The sequence below is a fragment of the Clostridium sp. KNHs214 genome, assembly GCF_000744935.1.
In the GTDB taxonomy this organism is placed as follows: domain Bacteria; phylum Bacillota; class Clostridia; order Clostridiales; family Clostridiaceae; genus Haloimpatiens.
Window position 1 is genome coordinate 562245 of sequence record NZ_JQMW01000009.1, and the last position, 17431, is coordinate 579675.

The 17431-nt window shown below is 30.6% G+C and carries 17 protein-coding genes and 1 pseudogene; all 18 read left to right on the forward strand.

Translation table 11 applies throughout. The features are described from left to right. Positions 1-280 precede the first annotated feature (280 nt). Entirely contained in the window at positions 281-646 is a 366-nt protein-coding gene (locus CC89_RS05020; RefSeq protein WP_035289776.1) for a DUF1292 domain-containing protein, read from the forward strand. 262 nt (positions 647-908) lie between these two features. Then, positions 909-1550, forward strand: a complete 642-nt coding sequence (locus CC89_RS05025; RefSeq protein WP_035289779.1) for an HAD-IB family hydrolase — start codon at positions 909-911, stop codon at positions 1548-1550. 24 nt (positions 1551-1574) lie between these two features. Then, positions 1575-2414 (forward strand): aminotransferase class IV, encoded by an 840-nt coding sequence (locus CC89_RS05030; RefSeq protein ID WP_035289782.1) that lies wholly within the window; start codon positions 1575-1577, stop codon positions 2412-2414. Positions 2415-2493: 79 nt separating this feature from the next. Continuing rightward, on the forward strand, positions 2494-4482 hold the full coding sequence (locus CC89_RS05035) for a flagellar assembly protein A (RefSeq protein ID WP_035289786.1): 1989 nt from the start codon (positions 2494-2496) through the stop codon (positions 4480-4482). A gap of 53 nt (positions 4483-4535) precedes the next feature. After that, positions 4536-4991 carry a chemotaxis protein CheW gene (locus CC89_RS05040; RefSeq protein WP_035289789.1) on the forward strand — a complete coding sequence of 152 codons (456 nt, stop codon included), beginning with the start codon at positions 4536-4538 and terminating at the stop codon, positions 4989-4991. A gap of 22 nt (positions 4992-5013) precedes the next feature. Then, positions 5014-5502, forward strand: a complete 489-nt coding sequence (locus CC89_RS05045; RefSeq protein ID WP_035289791.1) for a chemotaxis protein CheD — start codon at positions 5014-5016, stop codon at positions 5500-5502. Between the two features lie 17 nt (positions 5503-5519). Then, positions 5520-6581 (forward strand): protein-glutamate methylesterase/protein-glutamine glutaminase, encoded by a 1062-nt coding sequence (locus tag CC89_RS05050; protein ID WP_035289794.1) that lies wholly within the window; start codon positions 5520-5522, stop codon positions 6579-6581. 2 nt (positions 6582-6583) lie between these two features. Beyond that, the gene (locus CC89_RS05055; protein WP_035289797.1) at positions 6584-7351 is read left to right on the forward strand and encodes a CheR family methyltransferase; all 768 of its coding nucleotides are present in this window, start codon (positions 6584-6586) and stop codon (positions 7349-7351) included. Between the two features lie 12 nt (positions 7352-7363). Next, a complete protein-coding gene (locus CC89_RS05060; protein WP_035289800.1) occupies positions 7364-9391 on the forward strand; it encodes a chemotaxis protein CheA in 2028 nt (675 codons plus the stop codon). Positions 9392-9403: 12 nt separating this feature from the next. Continuing rightward, positions 9404-10003, forward strand: a complete 600-nt coding sequence (locus tag CC89_RS05065; protein WP_035289803.1) for a chemotaxis protein CheC — start codon at positions 9404-9406, stop codon at positions 10001-10003. 14 nt (positions 10004-10017) lie between these two features. Continuing rightward, a complete protein-coding gene (locus CC89_RS05070; protein WP_035289806.1) occupies positions 10018-10380 on the forward strand; it encodes a response regulator in 363 nt (120 codons plus the stop codon). 11 nt (positions 10381-10391) lie between these two features. Further along, positions 10392-10793 carry a chemotaxis protein CheW gene (locus CC89_RS05075; RefSeq protein WP_035289809.1) on the forward strand — a complete coding sequence of 134 codons (402 nt, stop codon included), beginning with the start codon at positions 10392-10394 and terminating at the stop codon, positions 10791-10793. Positions 10794-10812: 19 nt separating this feature from the next. After that, complete coding sequence (fliM, locus tag CC89_RS05080; protein WP_035289812.1) at positions 10813-11802, forward strand: flagellar motor switch protein FliM; 990 nt, start codon at positions 10813-10815, stop codon at positions 11800-11802. Continuing rightward, a pseudogene (fliY, locus tag CC89_RS05085) lies at positions 11795-12955 on the forward strand (flagellar motor switch phosphatase FliY). Before fliM ends, fliY begins: the two are co-directional and overlap by 8 nt. A gap of 127 nt (positions 12956-13082) precedes the next feature. After that, positions 13083-13361, forward strand: a complete 279-nt coding sequence (locus tag CC89_RS05090; RefSeq protein ID WP_035289815.1) for a flagellar biosynthesis anti-sigma factor FlgM — start codon at positions 13083-13085, stop codon at positions 13359-13361. A 2-nt stretch (positions 13362-13363) separates the two neighbouring features. Further along, on the forward strand, positions 13364-13777 hold the full coding sequence (locus CC89_RS05095) for a flagellar protein FlgN (RefSeq protein WP_035289818.1): 414 nt from the start codon (positions 13364-13366) through the stop codon (positions 13775-13777). A gap of 73 nt (positions 13778-13850) precedes the next feature. Further along, a complete protein-coding gene (gene flgK, locus CC89_RS05100) occupies positions 13851-15659 on the forward strand; it encodes a flagellar hook-associated protein FlgK (RefSeq protein WP_035289821.1) in 1809 nt (602 codons plus the stop codon). 71 nt (positions 15660-15730) lie between these two features. Then, complete coding sequence (gene flgL / locus CC89_RS05105) at positions 15731-17359, forward strand: flagellar hook-associated protein FlgL (protein ID WP_051931510.1); 1629 nt, start codon at positions 15731-15733, stop codon at positions 17357-17359. Positions 17360-17431: the final 72 nt, after the last annotated feature.

Here is a 17431-nt window from a genome sequence, read left to right on the forward strand (position 1 = left end):
CCTACCGAATTTGGCAAAAGGTTTATAGTTTAATTTAAACTAATCGGTACAAAATATTAATAGAAAGGAGATGATGTTATAATGGAAAGAATAATGAGAAGGATGAGGATGAGAAGATCACTTAATGGTATGGGAAGGAATATGAAAAGAATGGTAAGAAGAGCAAAAAGAATGTTTTAAATATAATTAATATAATTAATGAAATAATTTCAAAAAAGGCTTTTAAAATTATCGAATTAAGGGTAAAATTATACCATAACCTATAAGGGGAGGTATAAATATGAATAATGAAGAAATAAAAAAGTGTTGCTGCAATGAAGAAGATAATCATAGCTGCTGCGGAGAACATGGTGAAGATCATGAATGCTGCGGAGAACATGAACATGAATGTGGTTGCGGTTGTGGCGAACATGAGGCTTTAATAGTAGACTTAGAAGACGAAAATGGAAATGTAGTGAAATGTGAAGTGGTAGATGGCTTTGCATATAAAGAAAATGAATATGCCATTGTTCAAAATCCAGAAGATGGTTCAGTATATCTATTTAAAGTAATAGGTGACGGAGAAGAAATAGCGGAACTTGCCATACCAGACGATGAAGAATTTGATGAAGTTAAAGAATACTATGAAAGCTTACTAGAAGATTAATAAAGTAAAGGGTCGCTGCTTATGCATCGGCTCTTTCTTTTACAATATTATAATAAGGCACATTCAAATAAGTAACAAATCAGTATACTAGTCTATTTTGCGTCATACCGCGTCAGTAGAACTTGCCGAGTCCTACAAGGGCGGAACCTGCTTCCTTGTCTGACATAAAATATGCCAGCATCTTTGACTTGTTATTTTTTCATGTACCTAACATAGATTTATTAAAGCTATGTATAGATAAATACATATTTGGAGGATTGTTATGGAAAAATTGGCTATATTTGATGTAGATTACACGCTAACAAAAAGAGAAACTGCTATGGAATTTATGTTTTTTATGATGAAAAAGAATCCTAAATTTATAATTCATTTTCCTAAAAGTGCTATATCAGCAGTATTATATGCTATAAAAGTATATGATGCAGGTAAAGCTAAAGAAAAATTTTTGGGATTTATAGATGGTATTGAAGAAAAGCGTATGCAAGATACAGTAAAGGAATTTTATAGAGAAAGATTAAGTAAAATACTTTACAAAGATGCCATAGATACTATAAAAAAATTAAGAGCCGAAGGATATAGAATAATTTTAATATCTGCTTCTGCTGAGTTTTATTTAAATCAACTATATAATATAAAAGAAGTAGATAAGGTAATGGGAACTAGATTTGAAGTGGTAGATGGAAAACATGGAAGTAAAATAATAGGTGTAAACTGTAAAGGGGAAGAAAAGGTAAAAAGATTAAAAGAATATATTAAAAAAGAAGGAATACAGGTAGATTTCAAGAACTCTTATATGTTTTCGGATTCTATGGCAGATTTGCCATTATTTAAATTAGTTGGGAAACCTTATTTAATTAACGCAAGGAAAAAGAGAGAGAATATAGAAGTATTACATTGGAAGTAATTTTACGAAAGGAATGGTGTATTTATGTCTGAATGCATAAAGAATTTTTATATATTTAATGGTGAAGTTAAAAATAGTGATGGTTTTGATAACAAATATTTAAAGGAAGGGAAAGCTCTATATGAAGTCATAAGGATAATAGATGGAATTCCTCTTTATTTAGAAAAACATTTAGAAAGGCTTCGGAACACTGCTAAATTGGAAGCGGATAAATTATGGCTTACTATAGATGAAATAAAGCTCAGCATGGAGAAGCTTATAGAGATTAACAAAGTAAAAGAAGGAAATATAAAGATGGTTTTTAATTTTAATCAAAACAATAATTTTCTAGTTTATTTTGTAAAACACAGTTATCCAACAGAGCACATGTACAGTGAAGGGGTAAAGACTATATTGTATCATGGGGAAAGAAACAATCCAAATGCCAAGGTAATAGATATGGATTTTAGAAATAAAGTTACAGATGAAATAAATAAGAACAAGGCTTTTGAAGCTATATTAGTTGATAGGAATGGTCATATAACTGAAGGGAGCAAGTCTAATATATTTATGATACAAGGCAATGAAGTTATAACTTCACCATGTGATAAAGTACTTCCGGGTGTAACGAGAGCTATGATTATAGATGTGTGTAATAATATAGGCATAAAAGTTAGAGAAGAAAAATTTCATTATAACAATATAAATAAATTAGATGCTCTATTTATATCCGGAACTTCACCAAAAGTATTACCTATAAAGCAAGTGGGAGAAGTTTGTTTTAATTCATCAAAAAATAATATTTTAAATAAGATACGAGAGGGGTATGATAGAAATATTGAAAATTATATAAAAGAAAAACTAGAATTAAAGATTATTAAATAAAGATTAAGTATAAGTTAACGATAAAATAATAAATGAGCATTTTGTTTAAATGCAAAGTTATAAATGTGGGGGAAATGGTATGGAGGTAGTGAGATTTACATTTAAAACATTGGAAGAGTGTATTGAAGAGGCTTGTAAAGAACTTAATATATCGGAAGATAAATTAGAATATATTGTAATAGAAAATAAAAAAGGGTTATTTAAAAGTAAGGCAACAATAGAAGTTAAAGTACAAGAAAATGAAAATTCACATAATGAAATAGAAGAAAATGGAGATGAAAACTCCCAAGTAAATATAGAAAGTGAAAAGAATACAAAACAATTAAATACAAACAATGGAACAGTAAGGGTTGAAAATGGAAAAATAATTGTCAATAATGCCATAGGAGGGGGAAAGCCTCCTTGCATTATTCCACCTAAAAATTTAAGTGTATTTGTAGATGGTAAGGAGATTAAGGAGTCAACAGAATTAAGTGAAAGTAGTATAATTAAGATTTGCCAAAATGAAGAAGTGCCTCAAAGATTTTTAAACATACAAATTGATAATAATAGAATGCATGCATTTGTAACAATAAAATATGTACCTCAATATATATATAAACTTAAGGATATTCCAAAAACTACTGTTTTGAGATTGGAAGAAGAAATTTTACAAGAAAATTACCCTCCAATGTATAGTGAAGAGGAGATAATAGAAGCTTTAAATAGTAAGAATGTAGTTTATGGAATAATTAAGGAAAATATAAATAAGTGTTTAGATAAAGAAGGGGTAGAAGAAATTCTAATAGCAGAAGGAATTCCTTTTTTACCAGATGAAGAAGACATTATAGATATAAAATTTAAAGGAAATGATTTATCGGACAAGATATCAGACGAGGTACAAAAGGTAGACTTTAAAAATCTACATTCCATAAAGGAAGTCAAAAGAGGCGATATAATAGCAGTAAAGCATAATGGAAAAGAAGGTCAAGACGGAGTTAATATATTTGGAAAAGAAGTTAAAAGACCAAAAAATAAAAGAAAGCTTCTAAAAGTAGGACAAGGTGCTTTAATTAACGGAAATACAGTTATTGCAGGTTTAGAAGGAAAACCAGTTTATAAAAATGGAACATTTTATGTTTTCCCAGTGCATGAAGTTGTAGAAGATGTTGATATTGCTACGGGAAATATAGACTTCATAGGTGAAGTAATAATACATGGAAATATAAAAGAAGGTATGGAAGTTAAGGCTCAAGGAAAAATTACAGTGGATAAAAATGTAGCTGGCAGCAAACTATTTAGCAAAAGTGATATAAATGTAGAAAAAAATATTATATCTTCTGAAATCCTTGGAGGGGGAGAAGATGTAGAAATTTTAAATGTAATAGATTGTTTAGAGAAAATGAGAGATAATGTACAGGAACTAATAGTAGCAGCAGAACAAATAAGGAATTTAACTAGTAATGACAGTAAGGATGGGGAAATAATCAAGGTACTTATTGAAAATAAATTTAAAAATATACCTAAATTATATTTTAAACTGTTAAGATATAAGAATCTTGATAATGAGGAAAAAGATGAAGTGCTGGAGATAATAAAAAATAAGCTAATAGGATTAGGGCCTATAGAAATAAAAGGTATTTCAGAATTATATAAAATAGTAGAAATAATAGAAAATAAATTAAAAAGTTTAAATAAACAAGTAACTTTGCCAGTTAACGTAAATATAGGATATTCTCAAGATAGTATAATTAAAAGTTCTGGAAGTGTCTATATAAATGGCAAAGGAGAATACGTTTCACAGATTTTGGCTAAATACGAAGTGGTATTTACCAATGAAAATGCTGTAGCTAGAGGGGGGTTAATTGAGGCAGATAATAAAATAGAGTGTGCTGAAGTGGGCAGTGAAGGCGGAGTAATCACAAAGCTTCAAGTTGGAAAAAAAGGCCATATATATGCAAAAAAAGCTTATCAAAATACTGTTTTTCTTGTAGGAAGTAGAGAATATGTATTGGATACATGTAGTAGGGATGTACACGTTTATTTGGATTCACAAGGCGAGATAAACGTTGATAGGTTAAAGGAATAGTCAATCCAATGTACTATAAAAATTAACAAGTTAAATGTATAGGAGGGTTTATTATGAATGAAGAGGATATTAAAGTATTAATATTTAATATTAATACTGAATATTATGCAGCAGATATAATGGAAGTTGAAAGAATACTAGGATACAAAGTTCCTACTAAACTTCCTGACTCACCTGATTTTGTTGAAGGAGTTATAAATTATGAAGAAAAGATACTTCCAGTAATATCTATAGGGAAAAAGTTTAATTTACATGGGGAAAACATTTCAGATGACAGTAAAATAATTGTAGCAAAAAGTGGTGATGAAAGAATAGGTATAATTGTTGATGAGGTATCAGAAGTGAAGGACATAAAAAGCTTCAATATAGAAAATGCGCCAGATATTGCGGCGTCAATATCTAATAGATATATAAAGGGGCTTATAAAGTTAGATGAAAAAATAATAATATTTTTAAGATTAGCATCAATACTTAGTGATGAGGAAAAGGAAGAAATTATGAGTAAATAATATTTCATAGAGGAGATAGCGTATGGAATTACAGGACATAAGAATTGGAATAGCAGACTTAAATGTTGCACGTTCTCCTAATAAGCTTATAACTGTAGGATTAGGTTCTTGCATAGGGATAGCGTTATATGACAGTATAAGCAAAATAGGAGGACTTGCTCATATTATGTTACCAGATAGTAAAAAGTTTTCCAATGTAACTAATCCAGCTAAGTTTGCAGATTTAGCAATTCCAATATTAGTAGAAAACATGAAAAGCAAGGGCGCCAAAGAAAAAAATATAAGGGCAAAAATAGCTGGTGGAGCTTCAATGTTTAATTTTTCTGATAAAAGTATGATAATGGATATAGGAAATAGAAATAGTCAATGTGTAATTAAGACCTTAAATGATATGTCAATACCTATTATTTCACAGGATGTAGGGGGAAATAAAGGCAGAACCATGATACTATATACAGAAAGTGGACTGGTGGAAATTAAAACAGTTGGGATAGGCACAAGACAAATATAGAAAATGGAGTGATCAGCTTGGAAAGAAAAAAAGTTATGGTAGTTGATGATTCAGCCCTTATGAGAAAAATTATTTCAGATATGATTAATGAACAAGAGGACATGGAAGTAGTCGCTGTAGGAAGAAATGGTGAAGAATTATTGGAAAAAGTACATAAAATAAATCCAGATGTAATAACAATGGATTTAGAAATGCCTAAAATTGATGGCATGACAGCTTTAAATAATTTAAAGAGTAAAAACATACAAATTCCTGTAATAATACTGAGCAGCATATCTAATAGAGGGCCTAGTATGACTATGGATTGTTTAGAGAGAGGAGCTTTTGATTTTTTAGCAAAACCTTCAGGTAATATATCTCTAGACATAAAAAAAGTAAAGGATGAGCTTATAGAAAAAATAAGAGTAGCTTATTCATCCAAAAAACAAAATATAAAAAAAATAAATATACAGTATAAAGAAATAAATAGTAATGATAAATTAAAAAGAGTACATATATCATGTAATAAAGTTCAAGCAGTGGCTATAGGAGCATCTACAGGTGGACCTAAGGCACTATATAATGTAATAACTCACTTGCCTGGAAATATAGGTATACCAATATTTGTAGTACAGCATATGCCAGTAGGATTTACCAAAGCTTTTTCTGAAAGATTAGATAAAAATAGTAAATTAAAAGTAGTAGAGGCAAGTGAAGGTGAAAACATAGAGAATAATACTGTGTATGTAGCTCCAGGCGGATTCCATATGGAAGTTGGACTAGATAAAAGAATTCATTTAAACAAAGAACCAAGTATTTGGGGAGTTAGGCCAGCAGTAGATAAATTGTTTTTTTCAGCTGCAGATTTATACCGTTGCAATCTTTTAAGTGTTGTACTCACTGGCATGGGAAGAGATGGAGCAAATGGAACAGCATATATAAAAGAAAAAGGAGGAATTACCATATCTGAGGATGAATCCACATGTACCATATATGGAATGCCAAAAGCCGCATATGAAACAGGAAAAGTGGACATGGTTTTACCTCTCAATGCCATAGCGGATGAAATAATTAAAATTGTAAGCAATAAGGAGAGATAGTAGTGGATTTGTTTGAATTTGAAAAATGGGTGTTTAGGGAATTTAACATAGATTTATCTGCATACAAGTCAAATCAATTACATAGAAGAATTGAAAGTCTTATGTCTAGAGTAGGAGTAAAATCTGTAGATGAGTACACTAGAGTTTTAAAGACGAACCCTAAGCAAAAGGAAAAGTTTTTGGATTTCATAACTATAAATGTAACAGAATTTTTTAGAAATCCTGAAATATTTGATGAATTATCAAAAGTATTAAGAGACGAGCTTTTACCACTTAAAAGACCTCTCAAGATATGGAGTGCTGCTTGCTCTACTGGAGCTGAACCATATTCATTAGCTATGATTCTAAATGTATTGGATCCTGGTGTGAAACACAAAATTTTAGCTACAGATATAGACAAAAATATATTAGAGAAAGCTAAAAAGGGTGAATATGGTGAATCAGAAATTAAAAATATAAAAAAAGCATATCTAGATAAATATTTTAAAAAACTAGACGATAAATATATTATAAGCGATAGTATAAAAAGCATGGTTAATTTTAAAAAGCATGACTTAATATTAGACAACTATGAAAATAATTTTGATCTTATAGTTTGTAGAAATGTGGTTATATATTTTAAACCTGAAATTAAAAATTCTATATATAGCAAATTTGGAAGAGCTATGAATAAAGGGTCACTTTTATTTGTAGGAGCTACAGAAAGCATATATAACTATAGGGATTTCGGCTTTGAAAAATCTTCTACATTCATTTATAAGAAATCTTAGGAGGGAAATAAAATGGATACTTCTCAGTATATGTCTATGTTTTTGGAAGAATCTATGGATAATCTTCAAGTTCTAAATGATTCATTACTACAACTAGAACAAGACCCAGAGGATATTGATAAGTTAAATGAAATCTTTAGAATAGCACATACTTTAAAAGGTATGTCTGCAACTATGGGGTTTAATAATATTGCAGATTTAACTCATAAAATGGAGGATGTACTTACAGAGTTTAGAGAAGGAAGTATAAAGGCTGATCAGCAGGTGGTAACTATACTTTTTAAATGTTTAGATACTCTAGAAAGGATGATAAGTAATATATCAGATGGTATAGATGAAGATATTCCAATAGAGCATATAATAGAACAGTTACATAGTTTAACTGAGCATGGAGACATGAGTGAAAAAAATCAACAAAAAGAACAATGTAGTGAGGAAAGTTTTGATAAGCAAGACGATGAAGAATCAGAAATAGAATTAAATGAATATGAAATAAGTGTAATAAATCAGGCAAAAGAGAGAGCGTATAAAGCTTATGAAATTCATGTATTTTTAAATGAAAATACTCTTTTGAAATCAGCCAGGGCATTTTTAATATTTAAAGATTTAGAGGATTATGGAGAAATCATAAAATCAATACCTTGTACTGAAGATATAGAAAGCGAAAATTTTGATTTAACCATGGGACTTATATATATAACTAAAAGACATGAGGAAGAGGTATACGATTCCTTAATGCATATATCCGAAATCGACAAAGTGGTTGTAAAAGAGATACAAGGAACCCAAAAATCTTCTAAAGAAAGTGAAGAAAAAGAGACAGTAGAGAAAAAGTCAACAGAAAAAAATATAGAAAAAAATGAAAAAAGACCAAAAAATAAATCCTTAAAGGATAATCAAACACATCATAAAAAAAATCATCAATCAGTAAGGGTTGACTTAGAAAGATTAGATAAATTTATGAACATGGTTTCAGAACTAGTTATACATAGAACGAGATTAGAGCAAATTGGTGAAGAAGTTAAAGTTCCAGAATTAAATGAAACTTTAGAACAGGTAGCAAGAACTACTTCGGATTTACAGGACTTGGTTATGAAAATAAGAATGTTACCTTTAGAAGTGGTTTTCAGTAGATTTCCAAGAATGATAAGAGACCTTTCAGTGGAATTAAATAGGGAAATGGAGCTTATAATTCAAGGACAGGAAACTGAACTTGATAGAACTGTTATAGACGAAATAGGGGAACCTCTTATACATCTTCTAAGAAATGCTGCAGACCATGGAATTGAAGGTAAGGAAGAGAGAATTAAAAAGGGTAAGGATCCTGTTGGAAAAATAAAACTTGTAGCATATCAAGAAGGTACTAAGGCTGTAATAAAGGTATCTGATGATGGCGGAGGATTAGATCCTGAAAAAATAAGAAATAAAGCAGAAAAGCTAGGAATAAATACAGATGGTATGAGTGAGGATGATATTAAAAATCTAATACTAATGCAAGGTTTTAGCACCAATGAAGAAGTTACAGATATCTCAGGAAGGGGAGTGGGTATGGATGTAGTAAAGACAAAAATATCTTCATTAGGTGGAACATTAGATTTAGTCAGTGAAATTGACAAAGGTACTACTTTTATTATAACATTACCTTTGACACTTCAAATAATACAAGCCCTTCTTGTGAAAGTTGGAGATGAAAATATGGCTATATCCCTTGGCTATATAGATAGGGTTATAGATTACCATGAAGATCAAGTTAAAAAGAGTAATAATAAAGAAGTAATAATATATAGTGATAAAGTGATACCTTTAATAAGAGTAAATGAAAGATTAGGAATGCCATGTAAGCAAGAAGGTAAAAAGTATATAATAATAGTTAGAGTGGGAGAAAAAACTTCAGGACTTTTAGTTGATTCTCTGCTTGGACAACAAGAAATAGTTATAAAGCCTCTAGGAAAAACTTTACAATCATTAAAGGAATATATTGGAGCTACCATTTTAGGAGGAAAAGTTACCTTAATATTAGATGTTTCCTCATTAGTGTAAAGGGAGGATAGAATGAGTTATTTGGATTTAAACGATTTACAGCTGGATGCATTAAAAGAAATAGTGAACATTGGAACTGGTAATGCAGCTACAGCGTTAGCTCAGCTTTTAAACATAAAAGTTAATATGTCAGTTCCTTCAATAAATGTCATTCCTTTTGATGAAATATTTAATGATATTGGAGGAGAAGAAGTTGTAATAGGTGTCTTGGTTAGAGTATTGGGGGATGCACCAGGAAATATACTGTTTGTCATGGAAAAGGATGTGGCTATGAAAATTATAAACAAGCTACTAGACAGAAATGAAAAAGAAATAAGTGAAATGGGAAACTCAGTTTTATGTGAAATAGGAAATATAATGTGTAGTGCTTATATGAATTCCATAGCTAAGTTTACTAATTTAGTGATAATGCCATCTGTGCCAGCAGTTACATATGATATGCTTGGAGCAATACTTTCTACAACATTTATTGAGTCTGGTCAATTTAATGAGTATGTTTTAGACATCGAGACTTTATTTAGTCAAAATGATGAAATGATAAATGGACATTTTTACTATATACCGATGCCTGGTTCATTGGAAAAAATATTAAATTCTATAGGAATAAAATAGTGGAGGGAAAATAAATGAGTTCAAAAGTTTTAATAGTTGATGATGCTGCTTTTATGAGAATGATGATCAAAGATATATTAGAGAAAAATGGATTTGAAGTAGTAGGAGAAGCAAGTAATGGAATAAAAGCTGTAGAAATATATAAGGCTGAAAAACCAGATGTAGTAACCATGGACATAACTATGCCAGATATGGATGGAATTGAAGCAGTGAAAGCTATAAAAAATATAGATCCAGCGGCAAAAGTAATAATGTGTAGTGCCATGGGACAGCAGACCATGGTAATGGATGCTATAAAAGCAGGAGCAAAAGATTTTATAGTAAAGCCATTTCAAGCAGACAGGGTACTTGAAGCTATTAAAAAAGTACTTGGTTAGGAGGGCGTGTTATGCAGGTTGTGGTGTTTAAGCTTCAGGATGAAGAATTTGCAGTGGAAACTGCAAAAATTCAAAGTATAAGTGATACTATGGAAATTACTAGGGTGCCTAAGGCACCCGACTACATAAGAGGTTTAATAAATTTAAGAGGAAACATAATTACACTTTTAAATTTAAAATTACTTTTAGATATAGAAAGTAATGATATTAAACAAGAAAATATAATAATAGTATCTATAAATGAGGAATCTATAGGTATAATAGTAGATGTAGTAGAAGAAGTTTTAGAAATAGAGGAAAATATAATAGAAAGTGTAAGTGAAAAGGATAAAAAGGAATACATAAAGGGAATAATTAATTTTAAAAATAGAATAGTTACTTTAATTGATATAGATAAACTAGTTCTAAATTAAATAGAAATGAGGTATTAGTATGGCAGAGGTTTTAAGTCAAGGTGAGATAGATGCCCTCTTGTCTGCCTTATCTTCTGGTGAGTTAGAGCCAGAACAACTGGCCAAACAGGAAGAACATAAAGTTAAAAAGTATGATTTTAGAAGTCCTCAGAAATTTTCTAAAGACCATATAAGAACGTTAGAGCTGGTTCATGATAATTATGCCAGGATAATATCAAGTTATTTATCTGCTCATTTAAGGACAAATGTTAAGGTTAAAATAATGTCTGTTCAACAGATAACCTATGAAGAATTTATTCATTCTATACCAAATCCAACAATACTTACAGCTTTTAATATGAGTCCTCTAAGTGGCTCTATACTCTTTGAGGCTAATCCTGAATTTGTATTTAAGGTTTTAGATATACTTTTGGGTGGCAGCGGTGAGAAAGAATTTAAAATGAGGGAATTTACAGATATTGATAAAAATATAATAAGAAATGTTAATGAAGGATTAATAGGAAATTTAAAGTTGGCATGGGAGGATATACTTGATGTAGTGGATCCTAAAATAGAGAGTTTGGAAACTAATCCAGCTTTAAACCAGACTCTTGCCCCTAATGAGCCAGTGGCTCTCATAACATTTTCTGTGGATATGGTAGATAGTAATTCATTTATAAACATTTGCATACCTTATTTAAGCATTGAAAAGGTATTAGATAAATTAGTTGTTCAATACTGGTTTAAAGAAAGTGATGATGCTTTTAAAGAAGATTCACGAGAAAAGATTAAAAACAGGCTGAATATAGTTGATATACAAATTAAAGCTTTACTTGGTAAATGTTCTTTAACTGTAGAAGATTTTTTAAGGCTTAACAAAGGAGACATAATAACCTTAGACCAAAAGACAAGTGAGCCTATGGATGTTTTAATAGGAGAACAGACTCACTATTATGGTAAAGTCGGAACAATAGGCAAAAATAAAGGTGTACAAATATTAGATATTAAGGATGTGGAAAATTATGGCTAATAGTTTTCTTTCACAAGAAGAAATAGATTCTCTTTTAAATGGTGGAAGTGTGGAGTCAAATGATGATGAAAATAAAGCTAACGAAGAGTATTTGAGTGAAACAGAAAAAGATCTTTTAGGTGAAGTGGGTAATATTTCCATGGGATCTGCATCTACTGCTCTTTCTACTATATTAAATCAAACAGTTAACATCACAACGCCACAAGTAACTACAACTACTTTGAGAAAATTAAGGGAAACTTTTGAAGTACCAAATATATGTCTTGAAGTAAAATATGTAAGTGGAATTACTGGAGAAAATCTTCTTGTAATGAAAGTATCAGATGCTGCTGTTATAGCTAGCTTAATGATGGGTTGAGATGGACTTGTTCCAGATAATATAAGTACTTTGTCTGAAATAGAAGAAAGTGCTGTGTCAGAAGCTATGAATCAAATGATTGGTTCAGCAGCTACATCTATGGCTACTATGTTTGGTAGAGAAGTTAATATATCACCACCAAAATCAAGGATATGGAATGAAAATACAGAAATACTCACAGAAAGTGTAAAGGACGATGAAGAGATAATAAAAGTGGCATTTAAGTTAACTATAGGTGATTTAGTAGATAGTGAAATAATGCAAATACTTCCTCTAAATACTGGAAAGAAGATAGTAGGTATAATGACTGGTGAGGAAGAAAAGTCAGAGCCTAGTATTGAAAAGAATGAAAAAACACAAGAGGTATATACCACAAATCAAAACAATAATGTAAATTCAAATAGTTCTAATAATGCTCATGAGGTAAATGCGTTAATGGAAAAAGGTATAGAACAGCAAGTGCATGAACCACAAGTAGAAGTTAAAAAAGCTGCCTTTAAACCTCTTCAAAATTCAGGACCAGTAGCTATGCCTAATAATATTGATTTAATACTAGATGTTCCTTTGGAAATATCGGTGGTTTTGGGAAAAACTAAGAAAAGCATAAAGGAAATATTAGATTTAGGCACTGGTTCATTAGTAGAGCTAGATAAATTGGCGGAGGAACCAGTAGAAATATTGGTAAATGGAAAGATGGTAGCTGAAGGGGAAGTAGTTGTGGTAGACGAGAACTTTGGCGTTAGAATAACGAGTATAATGAGCAATGTTGAAAGAGTAAAAAGTTTAGGAAAGTAAATATAAAATTAGGGGCTGAAAAGTTCCTAATTTTTACTTTATAATTAAAATCTTTTAACAAGGGACTAAACTTTTGAAATTCTAACTCGATAAATATTTTAAGAAAGTAATTTGAGGAGTGTATATTATGAAAGTCAATGGAATAAACCCTAATAAGGTAATAAACATGTATGGGGTGAAAAATAGTAGAGCCCTAGAGAGAAAAAAGGACATAGACTTATCAGATAAACTAGAGATTTCAGATGTAGGAAAAAGTTTAAGTGCTTACTCTATTGGGAATGACATAATTCCAAATGATAAAAAGGTTAGAGAAATAAAAAACAAAATAGCTTCTGGAAAGTATAGTGTAACCCCAGAAGATTTAGCTAGAAGTATAATGGAAGCTTTTGAAAGAAAGGAAATTTAGTTATGCCAAGGGAGCTTAAAAAAATAATAAATGAAGAAATAGATGCATTAAATAACTTACTTATGCTACTAGAAACTCAGCATGACTATATAGTTAAGGAAAATGTTTTTAAAATGGATGAGATAATTAATAGTATAAAAGAAGCTAGCGTTAAAATTGCTAAAATAGAAATGGACAGAAGAAATTTACTTGGTGATGCAGCAATAAGTGAAATAGTATTGGAAAGTAAGGATTTACAGCTAGAAGAAGCTTATAGAGAAATAAGAAAAGTGTTACATTCAGTAACACTTCAAAAGGAAACCAATGAACTTTTAATAAAGCAAGGGCTTAGTTATACAAATAAAATGCTAGAGATAATAAATCCATCAAGACCAGTGTCTAGGACTTATGGAGCTACTGGAAAGATTAAGAAATAATCTTCGAATCTTGGTCGCTATACTACCTAGTGACTAAAATTTGTGAATCAGTATTAAAAAAGGGGGAAATAAAGTGTCAGGATTATTTGCTACATTTAATGTGGCCAAAAGAGGGCTTTTTGCTCAACAGAAAGCTATAGATGTAACTACACACAATATTGCAAATGCTAATACAGAGGGATATTCAAGGCAAAGAGCTATAATGGAAACTACAAGACCTTTTGCTATGCCTTCTGTAAATAATGCTATAGGGCCAGGACAATTAGGTACTGGAGTTGAAATATCTATAATTCAAAGGGTTAGGGATGAATTTTTAGATTTCCAATTTAGAAATGAGCAGAGCGTTATGGGCACTTATGAAGCTAGGGACAAATTTTTAAGTGAAATAGAAAGTGTATTTAATGAACCTTCAGATAAGGCACTTTCAGCAGTTATAGGTAAGTTTTTTGACTCATGGCAGGAATTATCAAAGCAAGCAGAAACATCTAATGCAAGAACTGTAGTAGCTCAACAGTCCAATGCTTTAGCTAATGAATTAAATCATACCTACAATCAACTTCAAAAGATAAGAGTTAATACTCAAACGGTTATAAAGGATACTGTGTTTCAACTTAATAATTATCTTGATCAAATTGACTCGCTAAATCAGCAAATAATGAATGTTAAGATTTCTGGCCAGGAGCCTAATGATTTAATGGACAGAAGAGACTTACTTATAGACAAGTTAAGTGCAGAGTTTAATATAGATGTTAAAAAGAAGAATTTTTATACTATAGATTTAAATCCTTCAGATGTAGAAAATATTCCAGGAGGTGGAGAAAAACTCCTAGTGAGAAAAGAACCTAATTATGCTGTAAGTAGATTTTCTTATATAAATGGAATAGAAGAAGTTAAGAATGATGCAGGAAAAGTAACTGGTTTCAAAATAAATTATCTAAAAGAAGGAGACAGTAATAAGCCTGGTAAGGAAATAATGATAAATTTTAATCCGCCAATTGAACAAGGAAAGTCTAAGGAAGTAAAGAGGCACATAGATGAATGTAGAGTGATTTGGGCCGATGAAGAAGGTAATGCTTATGTAGATAAAGCTATAGATATATCAAATCCAAATGACTTAGCTATGTTGGATAAAAAATTAGGATTATTTAAGCCATCAAATGGAAGCCTTCAAGGTTATATGTCAGTTCAGAAAGATGTAGATAATTATGAGGACCAACTAAATAAATTAGCTAAATCTATAGTTTTTTCAGTGAATGCAGTACACAGTGGAGAAAGTGAAGCTTCGAAGGATGATATGCCTTTTTTTGTTAATAAAGATGCATTTAAATTAAATCCTGATGGAAGTATACAGGTATTGGGGGAAGAAGAAATAAATGCTAGCAATATAGCAGTAAATACTAAGATAATGGATAATGTAATGAATATAAAGACAGGGGTTGGAGACAAGCCAGGTGAAAATGATGGTAAAAGGGCTCTAGCCATAGCAAAACTTAGAAATACATTATACAAAATACAAAATATAGACTTGTCACAAACAGATAGACAAAAATTTATAAAAGATTTAACTGGTGGATTTGCGGTAGATGAGGAATTAGGGGTTTACACCATACAAAGTAATGTAAATGGCATGACTATAGATAACTATTTTAAAGATACAGTAGATACATTGGGAATACAAGAGAATGAAGCTAGAAGAATAGTGGGAAATCAAGAAAAACTTCTAAGTGATTTTGAACAAAGAAGAACTTCAGTGTCAGGTGTATCTATGGATGAGGAAATGGCAAATTTAATACAATTTCAACATGCTTATGGAGCTAATGCTAAAATAATTTCTACAGTTGATGAACTTTTAGATGTGGTGGTTAATGGATTAAAACGATAGAGGGGTGATAAAAAGTGCGTATAACAAATAAAATGCTCTCAAACAATTTTTTACGAGACATGAGGACTAATTTGACAAATTTAAAGACATTGCAGGAACAAATGACTTCTGGTAAATCAGTTAGAAGACCTTCAGATAATCCTTTTAAAGTAGCTAGGGCTATGCAACTTCATACAGAAATCAACTCGAATAAACAATACAATGAAAATATAAAAGATACTTTAAATTGGTTGGATACTACAGATACTGCGCTAGGTCAAGCAGGAGATATTTTTCATAGAATAAGAGAACTTTTAATATCTTCAGGTAACGGAACATATAGTGCTGGAGAAAGAAGAGCCGCAAAAGATGAAATAAATGAAAAAATTTCAGAGTTTTCTCAAGTAATGAATACAAACTTTGATGGTAAATATATATTTGGTGGAACTAGAGGAACTACTAAACCTATGGATACAATAGGTGGAAGTAGCTTTGTTGGTGCTGCTGAAACAAATGCTTTGAATTTTTCAGGTACGAGCAGTTTAACTGAAGCAGATAAAACCTTGGTAAGCGAAATGAAAATAAAGTTTCAAATTGGAACTGATACAACTGATCATGAAATAACCATTGGAAGCAATGAGGTAATAAATAATTTAAGAGATTTAGCTGATAAACTAAATAATAAAATACAAGCTGATAATAATTTAAAGGGAAAAATAGAAGTTGTAGCAAATATAGCAAATAATAGGTTAGAGTTTAAAAATAGAACTAGTGATAAAATTAAAATTAGCAATGAAGTTACAGCATTAGGAATAACTGCGAATACAAAAATTGAATCCAATAAATCAATAAATAGTACTTCTCTAAATTTATCTGGAGCCGATAGTTTAACTACAAATGGTTCTCTTAATAATGATTTAAAAATAGAAGTTGGTTCACAACAAATAATTATAAAAAAGGATACACCTGTTAGTAGTTTAAGTGATTTAGCTAGTAAGATAAATGAACAGATAGCAAATAATGATAATATAAAGGATAAAGTAAAGGTTGTAACTAATTTAGCTGATGGAATTTTAAAGTTTGTAAATACAGATGCCAAGGATAAAAAGGAAATTGAAATAACATCTTCTAAATTATTCGGAGCTACAAACACTAAAAAAGCTACTTTTAATGAAAATAATAATGAAAATACTAGATTGCTTTACTATAAAAAAGGTGGCGGAGAATTAATAGGTGGGTCAGAATATCAGCATATAGGTGAAAAGCTAAAAGTAGAAGTATCACAAGGTGTTGTATTTACCTATAATGTTTCAGCAAAGGAAATAATAGAGTTTAAAAATGCAGATGGTGAAACTAAGGATTTAAGAGATATATTTAAGAATATAGTTAATCACTTAGATGGAAAGAATGAAGATGGAACAGCACTAGATGAAGAATCAGTTAAAAAACTCGTAAATGAAGATCTTAAGGATATAAATGATGCAATGAACAATATATTGAAAGTTCGTTCAGAGGTAGGAGCAAAGCAAAACAGCATGGAAAGCGCTAATGATAAAAATAAGGATCAGAACTTTAACATGACAGAGATACTTTCAAAAACAGAGGATATTGATATTACCGAAACTACAATGCAATTTGCCACAGCTCAAACAGTATATATAGCTTCACTTCAAACCAGTGCTAGAGTTCTTCAACCAACTTTAATTGACTACATTAGATAAATTTAGGGACTAGTGAACTAGTGAGCTAAAGGTTAGTATTGAAAAACTAGCCCTCTAGCCCTCTAGCCCCCT

Excerpts from the sequence above, each read along its gene's own strand:
- CC89_RS05020 (WP_035289776.1), top strand. The coding sequence starts at position 281 with ATGAATAATGAAGAAATAAAAAAGTGTTGCTGCAATGAAGAAGATAAT.
- CC89_RS05025 (WP_035289779.1), top strand. The coding sequence starts at position 909 with ATGGAAAAATTGGCTATATTTGATGTAGATTACACGCTAACAAAAAGA.
- CC89_RS05030 (WP_035289782.1), top strand. The coding sequence starts at position 1,575 with ATGTCTGAATGCATAAAGAATTTTTATATATTTAATGGTGAAGTTAAA.
- CC89_RS05035 (WP_035289786.1), top strand. The coding sequence starts at position 2,494 with ATGGAGGTAGTGAGATTTACATTTAAAACATTGGAAGAGTGTATTGAA.
- CC89_RS05040 (WP_035289789.1), top strand. The coding sequence starts at position 4,536 with ATGAATGAAGAGGATATTAAAGTATTAATATTTAATATTAATACTGAA.
- CC89_RS05045 (WP_035289791.1), top strand. The coding sequence starts at position 5,014 with ATGGAATTACAGGACATAAGAATTGGAATAGCAGACTTAAATGTTGCA.
- CC89_RS05060 (WP_035289800.1), top strand. The coding sequence starts at position 7,364 with ATGGATACTTCTCAGTATATGTCTATGTTTTTGGAAGAATCTATGGAT.
- CC89_RS05065 (WP_035289803.1), top strand. The coding sequence starts at position 9,404 with ATGAGTTATTTGGATTTAAACGATTTACAGCTGGATGCATTAAAAGAA.
- CC89_RS05070 (WP_035289806.1), top strand. The coding sequence starts at position 10,018 with ATGAGTTCAAAAGTTTTAATAGTTGATGATGCTGCTTTTATGAGAATG.
- CC89_RS05075 (WP_035289809.1), top strand. The coding sequence starts at position 10,392 with ATGCAGGTTGTGGTGTTTAAGCTTCAGGATGAAGAATTTGCAGTGGAA.
- fliM (WP_035289812.1), top strand. The coding sequence starts at position 10,813 with ATGGCAGAGGTTTTAAGTCAAGGTGAGATAGATGCCCTCTTGTCTGCC.
- CC89_RS05090 (WP_035289815.1), top strand. The coding sequence starts at position 13,083 with ATGAAAGTCAATGGAATAAACCCTAATAAGGTAATAAACATGTATGGG.
- CC89_RS05095 (WP_035289818.1), top strand. The coding sequence starts at position 13,364 with ATGCCAAGGGAGCTTAAAAAAATAATAAATGAAGAAATAGATGCATTA.